Origin of the sequence: Catellatospora sp. NPDC049111 (genome assembly GCF_040648615.1) — a bacterium.
GTDB lineage: Bacteria > Actinomycetota > Actinomycetes > Mycobacteriales > Micromonosporaceae > Catellatospora > Catellatospora aurea.
In genome coordinates this window covers 40,887-59,073 of sequence record NZ_JBEZEB010000045.1, presented here as the reverse complement: position 1 = coordinate 59,073, position 18,187 = coordinate 40,887, and the positions used below count along the sequence as shown (strand labels likewise).

Annotated in this window: 18 protein-coding genes; 9 read left to right on the top strand and 9 right to left on the bottom strand. The window is 71.3% G+C overall.

The genetic code is table 11. The features are described 5' to 3' along the window. Positions 1 to 325: 325 nt before the first annotated feature. Both AB0B66_RS36695 and AB0B66_RS36690 read left to right on the top strand, forming a co-directional pair. Positions 326 to 1,012, top strand: a complete 687-nt coding sequence (locus AB0B66_RS36695; protein WP_360538888.1) for a hypothetical protein — start codon at positions 326 to 328, stop codon at positions 1,010 to 1,012. After that, entirely contained in the window at positions 1,009 to 3,483 is a 2,475-nt protein-coding gene (locus AB0B66_RS36690; RefSeq protein ID WP_360538885.1) for an AAA family ATPase, read from the top strand. The genes AB0B66_RS36695 and AB0B66_RS36690 overlap by 4 nt, the downstream gene beginning before the upstream one ends. 72 nt (positions 3,484 to 3,555) lie before the next feature. On the opposite strand, the gene AB0B66_RS36685 is transcribed toward AB0B66_RS36690, so the two are convergent. Both AB0B66_RS36685 and AB0B66_RS36680 read right to left on the bottom strand, forming a co-directional pair. Further along, on the bottom strand, positions 3,556 to 3,990 hold the full coding sequence (locus AB0B66_RS36685; RefSeq protein ID WP_360538882.1) for a hypothetical protein: 435 nt from the start codon (positions 3,988 to 3,990) through the stop codon (positions 3,556 to 3,558). Positions 3,991 to 4,053: 63 nt separating this feature from the next. Continuing rightward, the gene (locus AB0B66_RS36680) at positions 4,054 to 6,321 is read right to left on the bottom strand and encodes an excinuclease ABC subunit UvrA (RefSeq protein WP_360538879.1); all 2,268 of its coding nucleotides are present in this window, start codon (positions 6,319 to 6,321) and stop codon (positions 4,054 to 4,056) included. A 94-nt stretch (positions 6,322 to 6,415) separates the two neighbouring features. Between AB0B66_RS36680 and AB0B66_RS36675 the strand changes: the two genes are divergently transcribed. Next, positions 6,416 to 7,156, top strand: a complete 741-nt coding sequence (locus tag AB0B66_RS36675) for a TetR/AcrR family transcriptional regulator (RefSeq protein WP_360538876.1) — start codon at positions 6,416 to 6,418, stop codon at positions 7,154 to 7,156. A 128-nt stretch (positions 7,157 to 7,284) separates the two neighbouring features. On the opposite strand, the gene hypF is transcribed toward AB0B66_RS36675, so the two are convergent. The 5 genes from hypF to AB0B66_RS36650 all read right to left on the bottom strand — a co-directional run bounded on the left by hypF (position 7,285) and on the right by AB0B66_RS36650 (position 11,887). After that, complete coding sequence (gene hypF, locus AB0B66_RS36670; RefSeq protein WP_360538873.1) at positions 7,285 to 9,591, bottom strand: carbamoyltransferase HypF; 2,307 nt, start codon at positions 9,589 to 9,591, stop codon at positions 7,285 to 7,287. Positions 9,592 to 9,646: 55 nt separating this feature from the next. Continuing rightward, complete coding sequence (locus AB0B66_RS36665) at positions 9,647 to 9,937, bottom strand: hypothetical protein (protein WP_360538870.1); 291 nt, start codon at positions 9,935 to 9,937, stop codon at positions 9,647 to 9,649. A gap of 92 nt (positions 9,938 to 10,029) precedes the next feature. Then, positions 10,030 to 10,575, bottom strand: a complete 546-nt coding sequence (locus AB0B66_RS36660; RefSeq protein WP_360538867.1) for an MOSC domain-containing protein — start codon at positions 10,573 to 10,575, stop codon at positions 10,030 to 10,032. 56 nt (positions 10,576 to 10,631) lie between these two features. Further along, a complete protein-coding gene (locus AB0B66_RS36655; RefSeq protein ID WP_360538864.1) occupies positions 10,632 to 11,336 on the bottom strand; it encodes a hypothetical protein in 705 nt (234 codons plus the stop codon). A gap of 56 nt (positions 11,337 to 11,392) precedes the next feature. After that, positions 11,393 to 11,887 carry an SRPBCC family protein gene (locus AB0B66_RS36650; RefSeq protein ID WP_360538861.1) on the bottom strand — a complete coding sequence of 165 codons (495 nt, stop codon included), beginning with the start codon at positions 11,885 to 11,887 and terminating at the stop codon, positions 11,393 to 11,395. 226 nt (positions 11,888 to 12,113) lie between these two features. On the opposite strand from AB0B66_RS36650, the gene AB0B66_RS36645 reads away from it, so the two are divergent. After that, positions 12,114 to 12,497 (top strand): PRC-barrel domain containing protein, encoded by a 384-nt coding sequence (locus tag AB0B66_RS36645; protein ID WP_360538858.1) that lies wholly within the window; start codon positions 12,114 to 12,116, stop codon positions 12,495 to 12,497. 60 nt (positions 12,498 to 12,557) lie between these two features. Here the strand turns inward: AB0B66_RS36645 and AB0B66_RS36640 are convergent, their stop codons facing one another. Next, complete coding sequence (locus AB0B66_RS36640) at positions 12,558 to 13,058, bottom strand: hypothetical protein (protein ID WP_360538855.1); 501 nt, start codon at positions 13,056 to 13,058, stop codon at positions 12,558 to 12,560. Between the two features lie 123 nt (positions 13,059 to 13,181). On the opposite strand from AB0B66_RS36640, the gene AB0B66_RS36635 reads away from it, so the two are divergent. Then, positions 13,182 to 13,454, top strand: coding sequence for a GlsB/YeaQ/YmgE family stress response membrane protein (locus AB0B66_RS36635; protein WP_360538852.1), 273 nt, complete (start codon positions 13,182 to 13,184; stop codon positions 13,452 to 13,454). A 43-nt stretch (positions 13,455 to 13,497) separates the two neighbouring features. On the opposite strand, the gene AB0B66_RS36630 is transcribed toward AB0B66_RS36635, so the two are convergent. Next, the gene (locus AB0B66_RS36630; RefSeq protein ID WP_360538849.1) at positions 13,498 to 14,130 is read right to left on the bottom strand and encodes an alpha/beta fold hydrolase; all 633 of its coding nucleotides are present in this window, start codon (positions 14,128 to 14,130) and stop codon (positions 13,498 to 13,500) included. A 171-nt stretch (positions 14,131 to 14,301) separates the two neighbouring features. Between AB0B66_RS36630 and AB0B66_RS36625 the strand changes: the two genes are divergently transcribed. The 4 genes from AB0B66_RS36625 (at position 14,302) to AB0B66_RS36610 (ending at position 18,181) form a co-directional block, all read left to right on the top strand. After that, on the top strand, positions 14,302 to 14,766 hold the full coding sequence (locus AB0B66_RS36625) for a MarR family transcriptional regulator (protein WP_360538846.1): 465 nt from the start codon (positions 14,302 to 14,304) through the stop codon (positions 14,764 to 14,766). Continuing rightward, positions 14,763 to 15,422: a hypothetical protein gene (locus AB0B66_RS36620; RefSeq protein WP_360538843.1), complete on the top strand. Its 660-nt coding sequence runs from the start codon at positions 14,763 to 14,765 to the stop codon at positions 15,420 to 15,422. The genes AB0B66_RS36625 and AB0B66_RS36620 overlap by 4 nt, the downstream gene beginning before the upstream one ends. A 376-nt stretch (positions 15,423 to 15,798) precedes the next feature. Continuing rightward, positions 15,799 to 17,225, top strand: a protein-coding gene (locus AB0B66_RS36615; RefSeq protein WP_360538840.1) for an IS3 family transposase whose coding sequence is annotated in 2 segments (ribosomal slippage) — positions 15,799 to 16,129 and positions 16,129 to 17,225 — 1,428 coding nt in all. Because the reading frame shifts where the segments join, the coding sequence is not laid out codon by codon here. 62 nt (positions 17,226 to 17,287) lie between these two features. After that, positions 17,288 to 18,181: a hypothetical protein gene (locus AB0B66_RS36610; RefSeq protein WP_360538837.1), complete on the top strand. Its 894-nt coding sequence runs from the start codon at positions 17,288 to 17,290 to the stop codon at positions 18,179 to 18,181. Positions 18,182 to 18,187: the final 6 nt, after the last annotated feature.

Genomic DNA, 18,187 nt, shown 5'->3' with positions numbered 1-18,187 from the left:
TGGCACCTGTGGGTATTCGCGCTCAAGATACGCACAGGTGCCAGGCAAGTCGGACGATCAAGGCGCGGCCGCGCACCGGACGGCCGCTGCGGTAAGGAGTCCGGGCGACCACGAAGATAATCAGGCACATGTATCGATCGCACCATCGGGTGTGCGGTCGACATTGACGACTGTGCAGCTATTCTGCTTCCGGACGTGCCGCCTCCATACTCCTTACAGGAGCACCGACAGCCAACCGTGCCGGTCGGTGACACCGCCGTAGGTGTCGTCGCCCGCACGTGAGCAGTGACCGATCAGGACAGCCCGACGGCGGTGGGGGCGCGTCATGAAGGACAGGCGGCAGGCAGCGGGAATACGGGCGGCGCTGGCCGCCCTCCTCACGACGGCGGCGCTCGTGCTGGGCGGGTGCGGCGCGCCGGAGTTCGAGTACGTCAAGAACGCCGACGACGGCGTCTACTTCAAGGTTCCCCACGGCTGGCAGCGCATCGAGCACGAGGCGATGGACTGGATGCTGTCCGGGGAGGACCCCGACTCGGTGGCCGCGGCGGCGCGGCGGGAGCGGATCTGGTCGGTCGGCTACGACGCCTCGATCGTCCCGCAGGCGCTGCACCTGTTCCTCGGCACCGGCGACGAGCCCTTCGTGTACGCGATGGTGCGCCGGCTGTCCGAGAACGAGATCAACGCGGTGTCCCTGAACGGAGCCCGTGACCTGCTGCTGCCGGTCACCGACTCGGCCCGCGCGGACAACGCGCAGAACCCGGTGTTCCAGGGCTTCGAGCTGGTCTCCGACGAGATCCTGCCGACCGAGGGCACGGTGCGCGGGGTGCGTTCGATCTTCAACTACAGCCCCGGCGGCGGCGGGCTGCAGACGTTCGACCAGACCGTCTACGTCGACGACGCCGGGCGGCGGCTGTACCAGTTCATCGTGCGCTGCTCGGCCTCGTGTTACCGCGCACGGGCGGCGGAACTCGACGCGCTGGTGCAGTCCTTCACGGTCAGGAGCGTGGCATGAGCGAGCGAGCCATGAGCGACGTGTCTGCCGAGCCGGTCGAGGGCCTGCGCCCGCCGGGTGAGCCCGCACGGGTCGAGGAGCGTCCCAAGCGCAAGAAGCTGCCGTTCTGGGACCGGATCAAGTTCCTGTTCCTGTTCGCTGTCGCCTGGCTGGTGCTGGTGTGGGCGGAGATGGCCGACTTCCCGGGCGGCATGCCGTTCGTGGAGGCGACCCGCATCCACCTGGTCGAGTCGCGCTGGCTGCTGATCCTGGCCGGGCTGGAACTGCTGCGGCAGCTGCACTTCGGAGTCAGCGAGCACTGGGCGGGATACCACCGGTTCTGGAGCCACCGGGTGTTCGGCGGCTTCGACCGCTTCTCCCGGCGAAGGCTGTCCGACTGGACCAGGTTCCGGCTGGCCCGCATCCTCAAGTGGATCTTCTGGATCGTCGTGTTCGCCTTCGTGGCCGGCGCGGTGCTGGACACCTCGCCGGTGCTGGCGCTGTTCCAGGCCCCGGCGATCCTGTGGGCGCTGATGCCCTTCGTCGTGCAGATGGTGTTCATCCTGTTCATCGTCGTGATGCAGTTCGTCGCCATCTTCTGGTTCCTGTCCCGGGGCGGCGTCGAGGTGTACTACCCCGACGACATCAAGACCCGGTTCACCGACGTGTGGGGCCAGGACCACGTGCTGGCGCGGGTGCGGGAGAACATCGTCTTCCTGGAGCAGCCCGACGCGATCGAGGCCAAGGGTGGCTACGTGCCGTCCGGCCTGCTGCTGTGGGGGCCGCCGGGCACCGGCAAGACGCTGATGGCCGAGGCCGTCGCGGGGGAGACCGGCAAGCCGTACGTGTTCGTCGACCCCGGCGCGTTCACCAACATGTTCATGGGCGTCGGCATCCTCAAGGTGAAGTCGCTGTTCCGCAAGCTGCGCAAGCTGGCGCTGCGCTACGGCGGCGTGATCGTCTTCTTCGACGAGGCCGACTCGCTCGGCAGCCGCGGCCAGCTCGCCCAGGGCGGCCCCGGCTTCCCGCGCGGCATGACCCCGGCGTTCACCGCCGGCCCCGGCTGCCACGGCTTCGGCTGGCTGTCCCCGGAGACGCAGTGGCGGCTGGCCAGGAACGCCGCGGCCGAACCGGCTCCGGCTCCGGCGCGGCGCCACCGGTTCGTGATGGGTGCGGGCATGAACAACGGCGGGGGCATGGGCACCCTGCAGGCCCTGCTCACCGAGCTGTCCGGGCTGAAGAAGCCGCGCGGCTTCGTCAACCGGTACGTGCGCCGGGTGCTGGGCATGCGCCCGAAGCCGCCGCCGCGATACCGCATCCTGGTGATGATGGCGACCAACCTGCCGGAGGCGCTCGACGAGGCGCTGCTGCGGCCGGGCCGCATCGACCGCATCTACAAGGTCGGCTACCCGAGCAAGGCGGGCCGGGTCCGCACCTACGAGGGCTACCTGGGCAAGGTGCGCCACGAGCTGACCGCCGCCGAGATCGACAAGCTGGCGACGATCACGCCGTACGCCACCGGCGCGACCATCAAGGACCTGATCAACGAGGCGCTGATCACCGCGATCCGGGACGGGCGCGAGGTCATCGCCTGGCGCGACGTGATGCGGGCCAAGCAGCTCAAGGAACTCGGGCCGCCCGAGGACGTCGAGTACATCGAGCGGGAACGGCACGCCGTCGCGGTGCACGAGGCCTGCCACGCGGTGATCGCGTACCGCACCCGGCACCACATGGAGATCGACATCGCGACCATCGAGAAGGGCAGCGACTACCTCGGCATGGTCGCCAGCATCCCGCCCGAGGACCAGTTCACCCGGTGGCGCACCGAGTACGAGTCCGACATCTGCGTGTCGTTGGCGTCGCTGGCGGGCGAGCGCATGTTCTTCGGCGGGGACAGCTCGTCCGGCGTCTCCGGGGACCTGGAGTCGGCGACGACGGTCGCGTCGTTCATGGAGGGCTTCTGGGGCATGGGCGGCACCGTGTCGTCGTACTCGACCGCCAAGCGACTGGAGGTCGGCGCACCCGGCGGCGGGCAGGGCGGCCGGCGCAAGAAGGGCCAGGACACCGAGGCCGAGGTGCGCCACGCGCTGGCCGACCGGATCGAGGACATGCTCGGCGACCTGCTGGCCCGTACGGCGGACCTGCTCGCCCAGCACCGCCGCGACGTGCTCGCCCTGGCCCACGCGCTGGAGACACACAAGACGCTCACCGGCGACGACGTGGTCGCGGTGCTCGAAGGACGGTCGGGCCCGGTCGTCGACGGCACCCTCTACCGATCCGAGGAGTTCCTCGCCGAGCTGGACAGATACCACGAAGCCGCGGCTGCGGCCCACCTCGGCCACAGCAGGCTGACCATGGCACTGCCCGCGGCGGCCGTCCCGGCGGAGCCGGTCCCCGCCGCCGTCGCGGTCGCCGTGGCGGAGCCGACTGCCTGGCCGGCTCCTGAGCCTGCCGTGCCCCCGGCCGACCCGGCCGCGGGGCAGGCTGACTGATGGAGCCGGCCGGCTCGGTCAGCCAGCCGTGGCCCCGTCGCGGGCGCAGGTCCGCCCGCAGCGGGACTGGGGTCAGCCACCCGGGCAGGTGTTGCGTCCACCGCTGACCGACACGCACCCGGTCCACGCCGGCACGGGTTCGGGCCGGGCGTCCTCCGGCCGGGTCAGCGGCGTACGCAGCCCGATGGTGGCCAGCGCGAGCACCGCCGTTGCGACGGCCAGGGCGGCTGCGCGGCGTGGTCTGCGGCGCATCCGCCACACGGCGAGCGCGCCGCAGACCTGTATCCCGAGCAGCACGTTCAGGGCGATGACAGTGCCGTCGTGGAACTGAAGCCGCTCGTCCCACGACACGAATCGCACCCTGCCGTTCGCGGCGGCCGACCCGACGAGGATGAGCAGCGCCGTGCCGAGCCAGCCGAGCACCAGGAAGAACCGCAGCAAGGGGTACCAGCCCTCGTCGATCGGCTCGGCAGGTGGCGGGGCTGGTTGCGGACTGGCAGTGATCATCCGGACAGTGTCGTACGCGTGCGCTCCTTTCGCTGTCCCCGGCCGCCGTGCCGGTGGCGTGCGTCAGCTCAGGTGCTCGCGCAGGTGGACCGCGGTCAGCGAACGCTGGTCGGCCAGCAGGTCGTGCGGGGTGCCCGCGAACACGATGCGGCCGCCGTCGTGGCCAGCGCCGGGGCCCATGTCGATGATCCAGTCGGCGCGGGAGACGACGTCGAGGTTGTGCTCGATGACGATCACCGTGCTGCCGCCGTCGACGAGGCGGTCCAGCAGCCCGATGAGGTTGTCGACGTCGTTCATGTGCAGGCCGGTGGTGGGTTCGTCGAGCACGTAGACGCGAGAGGTGTTGCCCAGCTCGGTGGCGAGCTTGAGGCGCTGGCGCTCGCCGCCGGACAGGGTGTCCAGGGACTGGCCCAGGGTCAGGTAGCCGAGGCCGACGTCGACCAGGGCGGTCATCGTCGGCTTGATCGCCTTCTCGGTGAAGAACGACGCCGCCTCGGTGATCTGCATGCGCAGGATGTCGCTGATGTTCTGCCCGCGCAGGGTGTGCTCCAGGACCCCGGGCAGGAAGCGGCGGCCGTCGCAGGCCTCGCAGGTGCTCACCACCGGGTCCATGAAGGCCAGATCGGTGTACAGCAGGCCGATGCCCTGGCACTGCGGGCAGGCGCCCTTGGAGTTGGCGCTGAACAGGGCCGCGTTGACGCCGTTGGCCTTGGCGAACGCCTTGCGGATCGGGTCGAGCACTCCGGTGTAGGTGGCCGGGGTGGAACGCTTGGAGCCGCGGATCGGCCGCTGGTCTATGAAGATCGCGTCGGGGTGATGCCGGGGCAGGCAGCCCTGGACGAGCGAGCTCTTGCCGGAACCGGCCACCCCGGTGACCACGGTCAGCACGCCCTGCGGGATGGCCGCGGTGACGCCCTTGAGGTTGTGCAGCGCCGCGTCCTTGATGACCAGCTCGCCGGTGGCGGTGCGCACCTTCGGCTTCAGCGCCTGCCGGCGGCTGAGGTGTTCGCCGGTGAGCGTGCCGGAGGCGGCCAGCCCGGCCAGGTCGCCGGAGTAGACGACCTGCCCGCCGTCGCGCCCGGCGCGCGGGCCCATGTCCACCACGTGGTCGGCGATGGCGATGACCGAGGGCCGGTGCTCGACGACGAGCACGGTGTTGCCCTTGTCGCGCAGGCGTACCAGCAGCTCGTTGAGGCGGTGCACGTCGTGCGGGTGCAGCCCGACGCTCGGCTCGTCGAAGACGTACGTCATGTCTGTCAGGCTGGAGCCGAGGTGGCGGACCATCTTCACCCGCTGCGACTCGCCGCCGGACAGGGTGGCGCTGGGCCGGTTGAGGCTGAGGTAGCCGAGCCCGATGTGGGTGAGGTTGTCGAGCCGGGCCGCCAGCGAGTTCAGCATCGGGGCCAGGGTGGGCGCGTCGACGCCGCGGATGAACGCGGCGAGGTCGGCGACCTCCATCGCGGCGCACTCGGCGATGTTGCGGCCGTCGATGCGGCAGGCCAGCGCGGCGGCGTTGAGCCGGGCTCCGCCGCAGGCCGGGCAGGCCGAGCGGGTGGCGACGCGCTCGATCGCGGCCCGGATGTGGGGGGCCGTGGTCTCGGTCTGCTTGCTCAGGTAGAGCCGCTTGAACTTGGGCACCAGGCCCTCGTAGGTGGAGTTCATGCTGCCCGCCGGGGTGGCCAGCTTGACCTTCGCCTCGGGCAGGTACATGAGCCGGTGCCACTCGTCGGCGGTGTAGTCGCGCAGCTTCTTGTCGTTGTCGAAGAAGCCGGACTGGGTGATGATCGCCCAGAACCAGCTGTCCACGTTGAAGCCGGACAGCCGGATCGCACCCTCGTTGAGCGACTTGTCCCGGTCGACGATGGCGTCCTCGTCGATCGACGCGACGTCGCCGAGGCCCTCGCAGTCCGGGCACATGCCGTTGGGGTCGTTGAACGACAGCACGCCCGGGTTGGCCACGGCGGGCGAGCCGAGCCGGGCGAAGATCAGCCGGAGCATCGAGTACGCGTCGGTGACCGTGCCGACCGTGGACCGGGAGTTCCCGCCCAGGCGCTTCTGGTCGACGATGATCGCGGCGGACAGGTTCTCCAGCGAGTCCACGTCCGGCTGGCCGTAGCCGGGCAGCAGCGACTGCAGGAACGCCGTGTAGGTCTCGTTGACCAGGCGCTGCGACTCGGCGGCGATGGTGTCGAACACCAGCGACGACTTGCCCGAACCGGACACGCCCGTGAAGAGTGTGATCTTACGCTTCGGGATGTCGAGACTGATGTCCTTGAGGTTGTTCTCGCGGGCTCCGCGTACCTGGATGAAGCCGTAGTCAGCAGTGGTCACGGGCAGACCTCCGGGATTGGGGTGAGAGCGGCTCGCAAGCGTAGCCTGTACCGTACGACGTACGCCAACTGATAAAACGAGGTGGAGTGTTCCCGTGAGCGGCAAAAGTGACCCAGGTCGCAGTCTCGCGCTGCTGTGGGGCTCGCACACCCGGCCCGGCCGGTCAGGCCTGACGGTCCGCGCGATCGTCGACGCCGCGATCGAACTCGCCGACGCCGAGGGCCTGGAGGCGGCCACCATGCGCCGGGTCGCCGACAAGATCGGGTCCGGGACCATGTCGCTCTACACCCACGTGCCCGGCAAGGCCGAACTCAACGACCTCATGGTCGACACGGTGCTCGGCGAGCTGTACACCGGCGTCGACGACCCGTCCGGACATGGCGGATGGCGCGAGGGCCTGCGCTATGTCGCCGAGCGCAACTGGGACATCAGCCTGCGCCACCTCTGGCTGCTCGACGCCACCGGCGGCCGCCCGACCCTGGGCCCGAACGCGGTCCTGAAGTACGAGGCGGAGCTGCGGGTGCTCGACGGCATCGGCCTGACCGACCTGCAGATGGACTCCGTGCTCACCCTCGTGCTGACCCACGTCGAAGGCGTCGCCCGCAGCCACGCGGGGCTGGTCCGCGCGCAGCGCGAATCCGGTCTGGACGAGCAGGAGTGGTGGCGGGCCACCGCCCCCGTCCTGGAGCGCGTCATGGCCGGCCACGACTTCCCGGTCGCCGGCCGCGTCGGCGAGGCCAGCAGCCAGGTCTACCAGGCTTCCGCCGACCCCGCCCACGCCTTCGCCTTCGGCCTCGATGTCATCCTCGACGGCGTCCAACGCCTCATGAAGTAGGCAAGGTCAACATCAAGTAAGCAAGGTCAACCTCCCTGCGCGGTAAGGAAGGGCACCTTCTACAACACATAGCGATGTGAAGGTGCCCTTCCTTACCGAGCAAGGCCGGGAGCAGGCAGGGGCCGTGGTCAGCGGCGGTCGCGGGCGCCGGCCACGGCGACCTGGCCGAGGCTGATGCCGCCGTCGTTGGGCGGGACCTGGCGGTGGGTGAGCACCCGGAAACCGGACAGGGTCAGCCCGTCCAGGGTCCGGCCGAGCAGCAGCGTGTTCTGGAAGACGCCGCCGGACAGCGCCACGGTGTGCAGGCCGTGGCGTTCGCGTACCAGCAGGCAGGCGTTCACGATCAGGTCGGCGACGCCGGCGTGGAACCGGGCGGCGATCTCCGCCACCGGCACCCCGTCCAGCCGGTCCGCCAGCACCGCGCGGACCAGGTCGGCGCCGCTCAGCGACAGCACCGCGTCCTCGGTGATCTCCGCCGGGTAACCGGCGACCTCGCCGCGCCGTGCCACCTGCTCCAGCTCCACGGCGGCCTGGCCCTCGTAGGTGACCTCGTCGCGCAGGTCCAGCAGGGCCGCGACCGCGTCGAACAGCCGCCCCGCGCTGGAGGTCAGCGGCGCGTTCACCCCCGCCCGCGCCGCGTCGCGCAGGGTCGACCAGGCCGCCGCGTGCCGCGCCGCCACCGGCAGGTCGGGCAGCTCGCCGCCGAGCGCGTCCAGGTAGGACAGCGCCATGCGCCAGGGCTCGCGCACCGCCGCCGCGCCGCCGGGCATCGGCACCGCGGCCAGATGACCCGCCCGGGTGTACGCCGCCAGATCCGCCACCAGGATCTCGCCGCCCCACAGCGTGCCGTCGTCGCCGTAGCCCAGCCCGTCGAACGCGACCCCGATCACCGCCTCCTGCTCCGCGTGCTCGGCCAGGCAGGACGCGATGTGCGCGTGGTGGTGCTGCACCCCGACCAGCTCCACCCCGTCCCGCTCCAACGCGTACGCCGTCGACGGGTAGTCCGGGTGCAGGTCGTGCGCGAGCAGTTCGGGCGTAATGCCCAGCAGTCGCTCCAGGTGCCCGACGCCCTCGGTGTACGAGCGGAACGTCGCCGCGTTCGACAGCTCGCCGATGTGGTGCGACAGCGTCGCGAACTCGCCCCGGGCCAGGCAGAACGTGTTCTTCAGGGCGGCCCCGCAGCCCAGCACCGGCCGGCGCAGCTTCCACGGCAGCCGCACCGGCCGCGGCACGTACCCGCGCGAGCGGCGCAGCAGCATCGGCGACCCGCGCACCACCCGCGCCACCGAGTCGTCGGTGCGCAGGTGGATCGGCCGGTCGTGGGTCAGCGCGACGTCGGCGATGCCGGTCAGCCGGGCCATCGCGTCGTCGTCGCGGTAGGCGATCGGCTCGTCGGAGGAGTTGCCGCTGGTCATCACGAGCGGCCGGACGATCGTGGCGAGCAGCAGGTGGTGCAGCGGCGTGTACGGCAGCATCACTCCCAGCTCGCGACAGCCCGGCGCGACGGCCTCGGCGATGCGGTGCGCCGGACGGCGGGTGCGGCGGGGCAGCAGCACGATCGGCCGGGCCGGATGGCGCAGCAGGCGTGCCGCGGCGGGCTCCACCTCGGCGATCCCGGCCGCCTCGGCGAGGTCGGCGACCATCAGCGCGAACGGCTTGTCCTCGCGGTGCTTGGCGGCGCGCAGCCGGGCGGCGGCCTCGGGGTGCGTCGCGTCGACGGCCAGGTGGTAGCCGCCCAGGCCCTTGATCGCGACGACGGCCCCGGCGCGCAGGAGCCGCGCGGTCGCGGCGACCGGGTCGGCCCCGGCGGTGAGCACCGAGCTGCCGTCCATGCCCAGCAGGCTGAGCCGGGGCCCGCAGGCCGGGCAGCACACGGGCTGGGCGTGGAAGCGGCGGTCGGCGGGGTCGCCGTACTCCTTCGCGCAGTCGTCGCACATGGCGAACCCGGCCATGGTCGTGTTCGGCCGGTCGTATGGCACGTCGCGCACGATGGTGAACCGGGGACCGCAGTGGGTGCAGTTCGTGAACGCGTACCCCTGCCGGCGGCCGCCCCCGCCGGTGGTCTCGTCCAGGCAGGCCTCGCAGGTCGCGGCGTCCGGGGTGACCTGCGCGGCTGGCGGGCCGGACGCGTCGCTGGCCACGATGGTGAAGCCGGGCGCGCCGGTCACCGGCAGCGGCGCGGCGGTCATCGAGTCGATCACCGACAGCGGCGGGCGTTCCAGGTCCAGCGCGCACAGGAACGCGTCCAGCGCCGACCGCGGCCCCTCGGCCTCGATGAACACGCCCTCGGTGTCGTTGCCGACGTGCCCGCGCAGGTGCAGCCGCTGCGCGAGGGTGTACACGAACGGCCGGAACCCCACACCCTGGACGACTCCGGCGACCCGCACCGCCAGCCGCTCATGGGAGGCTTCGTCGGAAATCACCCCGTATGCCATGACATGATTCTGCGGCCCGGCGGCCCGAAAACCGGCGGACCCGCCCGGCGGCGGCCTAATAGGGGCGACGCATGCCGTGCCGGGCGAGCACCCGCTCGTAGTAGGCCAGCAGCGCGTTCAGCTCTCTGACGACGTCGTCCAGCTCGTCCAGGGCGTCGGCGTCGCCGGGAGTCTCCCGCAGCGTCCCCGCCGCGCCCGCCAGCTGCGTACGCAGCACCGACAGCGAGTCGCCCTGGAGGTTCACGCCGGGGAAGGCCCGACCGGGCAGGTGCACGACAGCGGCGTTGCCCGCCTGGCTGAGCAGGGTCACCTCGGTGGGGCGCTCGGGATCCGCAGAGGGCTGCATCAGGTCATGATCGGTCCCCCGCGACCGGGCCCGCAACGGAGAATGCCGCCGCGACGCCGAGGAGGGCCTGGCATCGCGCGGCCGGGCTTTGATCAGACGCGTTCGAGCGGTAGGTGCGGCTCGGCGGGCAGCTCGACCGTGACCGTGTCGCCGGGGCGCACCGGTCCTCCGGCCAGCACGATGCTCATGATGCCCGCCTTGCGGATCAGGTCTCCCGCCTCGTCGCGGTACACGACCTGCTTGAGCAGGCCGTCCTCGAAGCGGTCGATCTGGGCGCAGGGATTGCGCAGGCCGGTCACCTCGACGACGGCCTGCGGGCCGATGCGCAGCACCGTTCCCCGGGGCAGCGACAGCAGGTCCAGGCCACGAGTGGTGATGTTCTCGCCGAGCTGGCCCGGCGCGACCGCGAAGCCCTGCTCGCGTACCTCGTCGTGCAGCTCGGCGTGGATCAGGTGGACCTGGCGCAGGTTGGGCTGGGTCGGGTCGGCGGCGACCCGCGACAGGTGCTGCACGGTCACGCCCGCGTGCGCGTCCCCGGCCACGCCGAGCCCGGCGATCAGCTCGATCTCGTCGGCGTTCGGCTTGCTGAACCGGTGTTCGGCGTCCCGGCTGACGGCCACCACGATGGGAGCTGACATGCGCCCATCCTCGCATCCGGCCCGGCAGGTGTCAGGTGGGCAGGAGGCCGCCGGGTTCAGCCGAGGCGCTCGACGGCCACCGGGATCAGGCCGTGGGCGCGGGCCAGCTGTCGCAGATCGCCCAGCAGCGCGGGTATCGCGGTGGCGGGTCCGTCGCGCAGGCACGCGGTCAGGTCGACGGCCCAGCCGAGGCCCGGCCCGATACGGCGCAGCTCCCAGGTCAGCTCGTGCCCGTTTACCTCGCGGCGGGCCCGCCCGACGAGGCGGCCCGACGGGTCGGCGGCGGGTTCGACCGGGTCCAGCCGCCACCACAGCCGCAGGCACTGCAGCCCGTGCCGGTCCAGGTCGCCCGCGAACAGGATCCGGTACACGTGCCGATCTCGGAAGCCGGGCGGCGCCTGGGCCGGGCCGAGGCGCAGCAGCGGGGCCGAGGGCAGTGGCAGGAAGTCGCCGAACCGCGCCCGCAGCCACGCTTCGTCCGGCAGGTCGCGACCGCCGAGTTCGCGCAGCGCGGTCTCGGCGGCGCCCGCGTCGACCGCGCGTGCCCGCCCGCGAAGCCGCGCGTCGGCGCGCAGGTCTCGGCTGAGCGCCGGGGTGCACTGCCACGAGCCGCCGGTCGCCGTCCAGGTCACGTTGTCGATGCCGATGGCGGTGCCGTCGTCGCGCAGCACCAGGTCCTCGACGACGACCGCCGCAGGGCGATCGGACTCGTCGGCGGCGAGCAGGTAGTAGTCCAGCTGCCTGGGCGGCGGGAGGGGCATGTGCAGATGATGCACCCTGCCGGGCGGATCCGGGTATCGCGACCCGCCCCGCCCGGTCAGTGCCGGGCGACGCGCTCCAGCCTTACCTCGGCCAGGGCCCGGGCGTCGTAGGTGTTCTCGCGGTTCTCGGCGAAGTCGGCCAGCCGGTCCAACGCCTCCTTGTTGCGGCCGTGCAGCAGCAGGTCGTTCAGCTTGTTGCGGATCGCGAGCAGCGGGCCGCGGGTGAAGTCCTCGACGAGCGTGACCAGGGTCGAGTGGGCGTCCAGGCGGACCAGGCGGAAGTCCGCGACCGCCTCGCCGAGCGGCCACATCCGGGCCCGCATCACCAGCCGGTACGGCGCTTCGCAGCGCACCACGTGGGTGACGTCGGCGGTCGACAGCGGCCAGGGGCCGACCTTGTGGTGCAGCCTGCTGCCGAGGGCGGGCCAGGAGGAGTCGACATCCCTGATGTGCGCGGTGCCGACGACCCAGTCCGCGTAGGTCCAGCCGTCGGCGAGGACGGCGAAGACGCGCTCGGGCGAGGTGTCGATGACGCGCTCGGTTCGTGCCATGCGGGGGTCGTACCCAGCCCAGGAACGAAATATGCATATCGCCCATATGCCGCTCGCGACCGTCCGTGATCCACCGAGTTGCCAGGCAATCGTGGATATCTTGCCGGCTCATTCGCCCAGGTGCCGGGCAAGTCGGGTGATCATGGGCGGGTGCGGCCGGGTTAGGCGGGCGGCGGAGCGGGTAGGCGGTCGTCGTCAGCACCAGTCCAACGAGGAGGAGGAAGACATGACTGCCATGAACCCGATCCCCTGGGACCCGTGGAGCTACAGCGCGGACCTCGACTACAAGACGACCGACGAGGGCGGGGACCGCTCGATCGTCGGCTTCCACGTCGAGGCCGTCGACGGCGGTATCGGCAAGATCGATGAAGCGACCGGGGCCGTCGGCTCCAGCTACATCGTGGTCGACACCGGTCCGTGGATCTTCGGCAGCAAGCGGATGCTTCCCGCGGGAGTCGTGAACAACATCGACTGGACCGAGGAGAAGGTGTTCGTCAACCGCTCGAAGGCCGAGATCAAGGACGCTCCGGAGTACGACCCGGACCTCCGCGACGAAACGCTGTACCGCGATCAGGTCGGCACGTACTACGCCGACCGCGAGCGCCGGTGACGATGTGAGAAGGACGGGCCCCGGCGCACGAGCCGGGGCCCGTCCTCGTCTGTGCCCGGTTCAACCGCGCCACTGCGCGGGCAGCGGAGCCTCGCACAGGCAGCACGTGTAGTCGCCGTCCTTGACCAGGTTCAGTGCGGCGCAGGCCGGGCAGCGGCGGAACTCGAACGCGGCGGTGAAGCCGCCCGGGTGGGTGATCCCGGCGCGGTCGAGCGCCGCGGCCACCGCCGGCCACGACGCCGGCGCGGGTGCGTACCCGGTGGACTGGTTGCTGACCTCGGCGACGGCCCAGCCCGTGGCCGTGCGCCGCAGTGACAGCTCGCCCGCGCTCAGCACGTCATGGCCGCCCGCGCAGGCGACGTGCTCGCTGCGCCGGTCCGCCGCCAGCAACCGGCCGGACGCGTCGACGACATAGGTGAACGGCTCACCGCCTACCCGCGCCACCCAGGCCCGCACGGCCTGCGCGGAGTCGAGCAGCCGACCGGACTGTCCAGGGTCGACGGTCGCGAGCAGGTCGGGCGGGCCGATGTAGCGGTACAGCCGAGCGGCAGCCTCGTCCATCCCCGCAGTCTGCGCTCCGGCGCTCGGCGCGGCCACGTGGTTTCCCGGGCGCTGGGCAGGTGTTGGTTTGGCGTCCGTGGGCTGCGGGCATCGCCGTGTCAACGACAGGGAAAGGAAAACACCGTGGAAATCACCGGTATCTTCACCGCCGTCATCATCGGTCTGGTCATCGGTGTGCTCGGTCGGCTGGTCCTGCCGGGCCGGCAGTCCATCGCGCTGTGGCTGACCATCGTCATCGGTGTCGTCGCGGCCCTGCTGGGCACGTTCGTTGCGGGCGCCTTCGACGTGGCGAACACGGGCGGGGTCGACTGGCTGGAGCTCCTCTTCCAGATCGGATTCGCGGCGCTGGGCGTCGCGCTGGTCGCGCCGATCGCCTCGCGGTCGCGCATCGACTGACACCACAGCCACGATGCGGGCCGGGCACGACGCCCGGCCCGCATCACGCTGTCCGGACCCGGTCCGGCTCGCCGCGCGGGGTGTGCGCGCGGACGAAGTCGCCGACGAGCCGGTGCCAGTATCGGGCACGGCGCAGCATGCCGTGGCCGTCGCCGGTGACGTCGAGGAAGGCGACGTCCGCTCCGGCCTTTTCCGCGGCGACGGCGTACCGGCGGGAGGCGCCCGGGTCGGTGATCCGGTCGGCGTCGCCGTGGGCGATCAGGACGGTGCGCCCGGCGAGCTGCGCGACCGGGTCGCCGGGCTCGATCCACGGGGCGAGCGCGCAGACGGCGATGACCTGCGGATCGCCCGCACCCCACAGGGCCGCGCGAGCGCCCATCGAGTGTCCGACGAGGACGACCGGCAGCCCCGGGTGGCGGCTGCGGGCCTGGTCCAGGGCCCACTCCAGGTCGCGCACGGGGTCGGCGGCCGCGCCGTTCCAGCCCCGGAAGCGGTAGCGCAGTCGCCACACCGTGACGTCGCCGGGCATGGCCCGCTGGAACGGGAGCATGCGCAGGTAGGCGGCTCGGCCGCGGTGCGCCCGCCCGTGCCCGTCGGTCGCCCCGCCGTGCAGCAGGATCACCAGCGCCTGCGGGCGGTCGGCCGCCTCACGGATCTCCAGCGCGGGTACGCGCATGTCTGCTCCCTCGGTGATCGGGGCCGGTGCTCGCCGCCGGCCCCTGCCATCTGTACCGCGCGCGGGGCCGGACATCCAGCCGGTGCCCGCCCGCTTGCCCCAGAGATGGTGATGTGCCATCATTGTGTTCCTAGCACATAGTGAGTGTGCATCACGATCTCGGGAGGCTCCGTGGCCGAGCAGCGGCACCTGGCGGCGCTCGACCGCGTGCTCGAACTGGTCGTGCTGCTCAACAAGGACATGACCGAGAGCCTGGCCAAAGAGGGGCTCACCCCGTCCCGGACCACCCTGCTCTGGCTGCTGCGCAGCAGTGGGCCGAGCACCCAGCGGGCGCTGGCCGACGGGCTCGGGGTGAGTGCGCGCACCGTCACCGGCCTGGTGGACGGGCTGGAGGCGACCGGCTTCGTGACCCGGCAGCCGCACCCCACCGATCGCCGGGCGCTGCTCGTCTCGTTCACCGAGCACGGCGCGGCGGTCGTCGCCGACATGGAGAGACAGCAGGCCGGGTTCGCCGACCTGCTGTTCGGCGGGATGTCCGAGGACCGGTTCGAGTGCCTGAGCGCCGGCCTCGACGAGATCGTGGACCGGCTGCGCGCAGTCGGCCTGACCACCACCCCTGGCGAGGAGCCCTCATGACGACCCCCGCTTCCCTGTCCCGATGGCAGCAGGCGTGGCGGCTGACCCGCCGGTTGTTCGCGTACGAGCTGGGCATGTGGCGCAGCCTGTACCGCTGGGTGCTGCGCCGCCCGCTGGTGACCGAGGACGGCGGTGCCGCGTTCGGCTACGCCAAGGCGATGACGCCGGTGATCTGGGTGTTCATCGTGATCTCGGCGATCGAGATCCCGGCCGTGGACCTGCTGCTGCCGTGGGAGAGCGCGCGGCTGGCGCTGGCGCTCGTGGGCGTGTACGGCCTGGCCTGGATGATCGGCCTGCTGGCCATGGTGAAGGTGCACCCGCACCTGGTCGTGCCGTCCGGCCTGCGGCTGCGGCACGCGGCGACGATCACGCTGCCGATTCCGTGGGAGAACGTCGTCTCGGTGAGCGCCCGCAACCGCTCCCTGCAGGCGAGCCGCACGTTCCAGTACGAGCAGACCGCCGACGGCACCGTGATGAGCATCGTCATCCTGAGCCAGACCAACGTGGACGTCGTCCTGCGCGGGCCGACCGTGTTCCACCTCCCGAAGGGGCCGACGGAGCCGGTCACCCACGTGCGGGTCTGGGCCGACGACCCGAAGGCCCTGGTCGCGGCGGCCCGTGAGCACCTGGCCCGCTCCGGCGCGCACACGGCCTGAACCCTGCTCCAGTCCATGATCACGGTGTCAGTGATCATGGACTGGGCTGCGTTTCGGCAGTTCAAGACAGCGAATCGGAGATCGGGCGACCCGATGGGGTCAAGAGATCCATTTCGTATGGTCGTCCCCGCGGCCCCGTACCGCCCATGTATTCGCAGGTCGAAGCGTGACCGGGAGTTCTCCCTCGGCGTCGGAACCGGTACCGCGGCTGGGACATGCTGTTCCGTTTGCGGCTACATCTTTTTTGATGTGGCCACATCAAAAAAGATGTAGCCGCTCGCACCGACACCTCGTTTCCCTCTGTGTCATCCTTGGGGAAGGCAGGGTGACCTGCTGAAACTTTGACCCGTGAGGGCGCGCAAGGAGAACCACCCCCGTGACATCGCACCACCCGGTACCCGACCCCGAAGTACCGGCAAAGCCCCGGACCAGGACATACCCGGCCGCTTACAAGGCGCGGATCCTGGCCGAGTACGAAACCCTCGATAAGGCCGGCAAGGGCGCCCTACTGCGCCGCGAAGGCCTGTACACCTCGCTGATCGCGGCGTGGAAGCACCAGCGTGATCAAGGAGCCCGCGAGGCCCTGGCCAAGCCCGCCGGCCGACCCAGGACCGACCCCGCGGTACGCGAGGCCGCGCGGCTGCGCGCCGAGAACGAACGACTGCGCGCCGAGCTCGACAAGGCCCGCAAGGTGATCGAGGTCCAGGGAAAACTCTCCGCGCTGCTGGGTCAGCTCGCCACCGACAGCGCGCCCGAGCCGGGCGAGACCAGATGATCGACACCGCCGTGGAGGCGGCGATCACCGAGTTGGCGCCGCTGATCGGGGTCCGGGCGGCGTGCGCGGCGACCGGCCGGCCGCAGGCCAACCACTACCGCCGCCACCGCAAGAGCCCACCGCCGCCACGCCCGGCACGAACGCCCAAGCCCCAGCCGCGTGCGCTGAGCACGGCCGAGCGCGACAGCGTCCGGGCGCTGCTCAACAGCCCCGACTTCGCCGACATGGCCCCCGCCGCGATCTACCACACCCTGCTCGACGAAGGCGTCTACCTTGCGTCGGTGTCGAGCATGTACAGGATCCTGCGCGAACACGGAGAGGTCCGCGAACGCCGCCGCCAGGCCGTCCACCCGCCCAAGGTCAAACCCGAGCTGATCACCGACACCCCCAACCGGGTCTGGTCGTGGGACATCACCAAACTGCGCGGGGCGGCCAAGCGGGAGTTCTACCACCTCTACGCGGTCATCGACATCTACAGCCGCTACACCGTGGCCTGGCTGATCGCCGAACGAGAGGACGCCGCCCTGGCCGAACGACTCCTGGCCGACGCGGTCACCAAGCAGAACGTCAGCCGTGACCAGTTGACCATCCACGCCGACCGTGGCACCTCCATGGCGTCCAAGACCGTCGCGCAGATGATGGCCGACCTCGGCGTCACCAAGTCCCACTCCCGGCCCCGGTGCAGCAACGACAATCCGTTCTCCGAGGCCCAGTTCAAGACGCTGAAGTACCGGCCGGACTTCCCCGACCGCTTCGGCAGCCTCCAGGACGCCCGCAACCACTGCCGGACCTTCTTCACCTGGTACAACACCATCCACCGACACTCCGGCATCGGCTGGCACACCCCGCACGACGTCCACCACGGCCACGCCGACCGGGTACGCGAGGTCCGCGCCGACGTCCTGGCCGCCGCCTACGACCGCAACCCCGAACGGTTCGTCCGCGGCACCCCGCAACCGCCTGCCCTACCCGCAGCCGCGTGGATCAACAAGCCCGAGGAGAACACGGCTCAGTCAACGAATCCCTGAACCGACCGCCCCACAACGGTTGACACCTTCCGTTTTCCGCCACCCGCGATACGCTGCCCGCCGTGACCGGCCACCGCGACGACTTCACCCTCGGCATCCGCGACGATGAGGCTCCCACCACGGCCGCCCTGCGACGGGTCCTGAGCGAAGCAGCAGGGGTCGTCATCGTCGGGACGTCCCCGCACCAAGTACACGAACCGGATGCCGACCGCATCACGCTCGCCGGTGCCGAGATCGGTGAGCTGGCCGACCTCCTGGCCATCGTGGACGGCGGCACGGGCGATCTTTGCCGGTGCCTTGGCTCGCCGACGATCCTCGTGCGCGACGCGGCCGGCCAGGACATCGCTCAGTGGACCCTGCATCACCAGACCAGCCTGCGGGGCATCGGGGACTGCGACGCCGACCTGCGGGACGGCCCCGCGCTCACGGACTGGCTCGCCGAACACGGTCTGACCGGACCCCGCGAGATCCAGCGGATGCTGGCGGAATACGAGGCGCAGGAGGAGTACCGCCGGGTCGCGTGGGTGCAGGCCGCCCCGTCAGGGCTCACCGAGGCCGCAGAGGCCACGTCCCAGCGGGAGGACGACGCGGAGGAGCGGCTCGCCGAACTCACCGCCGTGCGCTTTCCGGATGCCGCGCAGCGGATCGCGGTGCTACTGGCCTGGGCAGGCTTCACCCCGCACGCCCCGCCGGTGCCCGGGGGCGGCACGCCCTGGTATGAACTCGCGCCGCAGCGGATGCTGTTGCGGGAGTCCGTTGAGTCGATCTTCGAGGTGCTGGCCGCGCCCACGCCGGAACAGCTCGACGGCGCCGCCGATCTGTTCACCACCCTGGAGTGGAAAGGCCGGCCCGACCCGCCGGAGCCGCTGCGGTCCGTGCTGATCGCGCACGTCTCAGCCACGGGGACCGGGCCGATGAAGTCCCGGATGGGGTGGGGCTACGGCCGGGCGGGCTGACGGCCC

Coding starts and splice junctions, on each gene's coding strand:
- AB0B66_RS36695 (WP_360538888.1), top strand. CDS start 326: ATGAAGGACAGGCGGCAGGCAGCGGGAATACGGGCGGCGCTGGCCGCC.
- AB0B66_RS36690 (WP_360538885.1), top strand. CDS start 1,009: ATGAGCGAGCGAGCCATGAGCGACGTGTCTGCCGAGCCGGTCGAGGGC.
- AB0B66_RS36685 (WP_360538882.1), bottom strand. CDS start 3,990: ATGATCACTGCCAGTCCGCAACCAGCCCCGCCACCTGCCGAGCCGATC.
- hypF (WP_360538873.1), bottom strand. CDS start 9,591: ATGGCATACGGGGTGATTTCCGACGAAGCCTCCCATGAGCGGCTGGCG.
- AB0B66_RS36665 (WP_360538870.1), bottom strand. CDS start 9,937: ATGCAGCCCTCTGCGGATCCCGAGCGCCCCACCGAGGTGACCCTGCTC.
- AB0B66_RS36660 (WP_360538867.1), bottom strand. CDS start 10,575: ATGTCAGCTCCCATCGTGGTGGCCGTCAGCCGGGACGCCGAACACCGG.
- AB0B66_RS36655 (WP_360538864.1), bottom strand. CDS start 11,336: ATGCCCCTCCCGCCGCCCAGGCAGCTGGACTACTACCTGCTCGCCGCC.
- AB0B66_RS36650 (WP_360538861.1), bottom strand. CDS start 11,887: ATGGCACGAACCGAGCGCGTCATCGACACCTCGCCCGAGCGCGTCTTC.
- AB0B66_RS36645 (WP_360538858.1), top strand. CDS start 12,114: ATGACTGCCATGAACCCGATCCCCTGGGACCCGTGGAGCTACAGCGCG.
- AB0B66_RS36640 (WP_360538855.1), bottom strand. CDS start 13,058: ATGGACGAGGCTGCCGCTCGGCTGTACCGCTACATCGGCCCGCCCGAC.
- AB0B66_RS36630 (WP_360538849.1), bottom strand. CDS start 14,130: ATGCGCGTACCCGCGCTGGAGATCCGTGAGGCGGCCGACCGCCCGCAG.
- AB0B66_RS36620 (WP_360538843.1), top strand. CDS start 14,763: ATGACGACCCCCGCTTCCCTGTCCCGATGGCAGCAGGCGTGGCGGCTG.